The sequence below is a fragment of the uncultured Veillonella sp. genome, assembly GCF_937981445.1.
In the GTDB taxonomy this organism is placed as follows: domain Bacteria; phylum Bacillota; class Negativicutes; order Veillonellales; family Veillonellaceae; genus Veillonella_A.
Genome location: NZ_CALJON010000057.1, coordinates 1 through 3481, shown reverse-complemented (window position 1 = coordinate 3481; position 3481 = coordinate 1). Strand labels below are relative to the sequence as shown.

The 3481-nt window shown below is 37.2% G+C and carries 3 protein-coding genes; all 3 read right to left on the bottom strand.

Features of this window, described 5'->3' with window-relative positions; genetic code table 11:
* On the bottom strand, positions 1-965 hold a 965-nt coding region (locus Q0376_RS08905), incomplete at its 3' end, for a cation diffusion facilitator family transporter (protein ID WP_298706668.1).
* A 299-nt stretch (positions 966-1264) separates the two neighbouring features.
* Positions 1265-2782 carry an NAD(P)/FAD-dependent oxidoreductase gene (locus tag Q0376_RS08900; protein WP_298706666.1) on the bottom strand — a complete coding sequence of 506 codons (1518 nt, stop codon included), beginning with the start codon at positions 2780-2782 and terminating at the stop codon, positions 1265-1267.
* A 191-nt stretch (positions 2783-2973) separates the two neighbouring features.
* The coding region (locus Q0376_RS08895; protein WP_298706664.1) for a YebC/PmpR family DNA-binding transcriptional regulator at positions 2974-3481 on the bottom strand (508 nt) is incomplete at its 5' end.

Genomic DNA, 3481 nt, shown 5'->3' with positions numbered 1-3481 from the left:
ATATTGTAGAGTTTAATCATTTCATCATTAATGATACGTGGGTCCATATGAATTGTAAGATTGACATACAAATTATTGGCCACATCACGTTCAATGCGGTCCACTAAGGCATGACTTTTTATTACGTCTACCTTAGCATCTACTTCCACATGTATACTAGCAAAGACATTACCAGGGCCATAATCATGAACAACTAAATCATGCACCCCTTCTACCCCTTTGTAAGACTTCACTAAATCCACGATAGATTTCACTAGTTCAGGGCTTGGCTCCTGACCTAAAATACGCGTAATCGCATCAGATAATACATGGTATCCTGCACGTCCTATGAGAAGGGCCACTAAAAAGCTTAAATACCCATCCACCGGCAATGCAAAGAGTCCGCCAATAACTAAGCCTATAGTAACACCGGCAATGCCCCAAATATCCGACAGTGTTTCTAAACTATTAGCACGTAATATAGGCGAGTCCACTAAATTGCCTACATATTTTAAAAATGTATAGAGCCAAAATTTAAGCCCCATAGCGCAAAGCATTACTACAACAGAAGTAAGAGAAAATGGCACAACTTCTGGCGTTATAATACGATGAACGGCTTCAATTAAAATTTGTATGGCCAACACAAACAACAATAAGGAAAAACCTATGGATAATAGGTATTCCATGCGTCCAAAGCCAAATGGATGTACTTCATCAGCTTTTTTAGCACCTAAGCGAAAACTAATAAGAGAAATCAACGAACCGCCTGCATCAGTTACATTATGTATGCCATCACTTATCATAGCTAAGGATCCGATTAAAATGCCAACGGCTACTTCACCTATACAAATTATTAAATTAACAATAATCCCTACTACACTGGCTAAATCACCATATTTAGTTCGCACTGTTGGCGCTTTAATACATTCTCTATTAGGCACATACATGCGTATTAGTAAGTCTTGCATACCTATTCCCTCACTCATCTACATCTACATCTACATCTACATCTACATCTACATCTACAATGTTATCACAATTAGCATTATCAACTAACTTATATTTAGTAAAATAAGCCCTCTAATATATAAACTATAATCCCCTATATTTCAGGCTATAATAGATAATCCGTTAGCACCAAAAGATACTACCGGATTATCATTCATTTCGTTAAAATTATTGTACAACGTTTCTCAATAATTATCAATACGATTTTTATTATTTACTTATGCATTTTGTATCTACTACGGATGCCTTTAAGTGAGGCCTATTAATAAGCGATATCTTACCATCGATGCTCATAGTATACTTGAGTCCACATAACAATCTCCGATAAGGTTGGATGTGGTGTCATTGTTTCCCCTACAGTAATAACGGAGTGAGGATCCATTTTACGAACTAGACCTTCTGCGCGAAGTTGTTTTGTAAGTGGTGAGCCAATTTCTTCATTAATTGGTGTTAATGGTGTATCGCCACTATTTAAAAGATTAACATATGGTTGGAATAATATGGACGCTTGAGGGCCAATCACATGTACCCCTAGGATATGATTTGTTTTTGTATCAACTACAATTTTTACAAAACCATCATTTTCGTCACCAGGATCAAAGCCCATAGCAAAGCCCTTAGCTGATGCAGAGTAGTAGTTTTTACCCGTCTTTACATCATAGCCTAATTCCTTAGCTTGTGCCTCAGTCAAACCAACATGTCCTACTTGGGGATATGTAAAGGTTACGGCTGGCACTAAATCGTAACGAGCCCAGCGATAGTCTTGAGGTGTTTCGGCAAAAAATAGATTATGAGCAATAATATCCGCTTCATAATTGGCCTTATGTCTAAATGGCGCTTCCCCATTTACATCACCCATAGCATATACGCCTTCTACTGATGTTTCTAAGAATTCATTAGTTTTAATCCAACCACCACGTTTAGTTTCAATAGAAGTATTTTCTAACATCAATTCTTCAGTAGCCGGTTTAATACCAGAAGCCATTAAAATTTCTTCGCCGCGTACTTCACGGATTTCACCAGTTTTACGGTCTTCAATGACAACTACTTTCTCACCATTTTCTACACGTACTTCTACCGGCTCTTGGTTAAGAATTACATTGATGCCAAGACGGGTAATGTCTTTGTAGATTTGCTCTGAAATTTCTTCATCTTCTTTAGGTAATAAACGTACATTGTGTTGAATCAAAGTCACTTCTGTACCAGCTGCAGCAAATACATGAGCAAACTCAGTACCAATAGGGCCCCCACCCATAACGATTAATTTTTTAAAAGGCTTTTGAGGGTATTTATTACCGAATAAGGATTCACTACTCATATAGCCTGCTTCTTCAAGGCCTTTAAGAGGATTAATCTTAGTGTGCCCGCCTACACCTAATACAATAATTGGAGCTGTAATTTCTTCACTTACACCACCATCAGTATAGGCTACCGTTAACACCTTATCCTTCACAAAGGAAGCGGCACCATTATATACATCGACATTATCAAACTCTTTATAGTAAGCTTCCATGCCGATACTTTCATCGATTTTTTGCCATACACGTTTTGACATTACATCCCAATCAATGCTAGCTGGTTCAACTTTTACACCAATTTTAGGAAGTTCTTCAATTTCGCGCACTGCATCAGCTACAGTTACCATAACCTTTGTTGGAATGCAACCACGTGTCAAGCAAGTGCCACCGAACTTGCCTTTTTCAATAATGGCCACTTTCTTGCCTTTTTTTATAGCTGCGTCAGCTACAATAGTAGCCCCGCCAGTACCGATGACAATAATATCATATTGCTTCATTTTACCTATCATCCTTTCGAAATGACTAACAAGTAAAAATAGTTATACTATCATTAATAATCAATAACAATTACTAACTTATTATATCATATTGATAGATATAAATATAGTGATGTAAATATATTATACTTTTTTCTCCCATCAAAAAACTCTCCCTAATTATCTTAGAGAGAGCCTTGTATAATATGTAATTATGCCTCTTCCTCAGGTAGAACTGCATTATGATATACATCTTGTACATCATCAAGATCATCTAAAGCATCGAGCATTTTTTGCATTTTAACGGCATTATCGCCATCTAATTCAATACTATTGTCTGGAACCATAGTAATTTTGCTTACTTCTGTTTCAATGCCCGCATCAGCTAAGGCAGCTTCAACAGTATCATAATCTTCTGGTGTAGTGTAAATAACAAAGGAATCTTCTTCGTTTTTAAGGTCTTCTGCCCCAGCTTCTAAAGCAAGTAAAGTCAATTCTTCTTCATCATGACCTTCTGCAGCAATAACAAAAATACCTTTACGTTTAAACATCCAAGCTACGCAGCCTGTTTCACCAAGGTTACCACCATTTTTAGAAAACGCATGGCGCACATCAGCGGCCGTACGATTGCGATTATCTGTTAAACATTCTACAGTAAGAGCAACGCCGCCAGGACCGTAGCCTTCATATGTAATTTCTTCGTAATTATCCATTTCAGTA

Bases quoted from the DNA above. Each gene is read 5' to 3' on its own strand.
- Q0376_RS08900 (WP_298706666.1), bottom strand. From the start codon at position 2,782: ATGAAGCAATATGATATTATTGTCATCGGTACTGGCGGGGCTACTATT.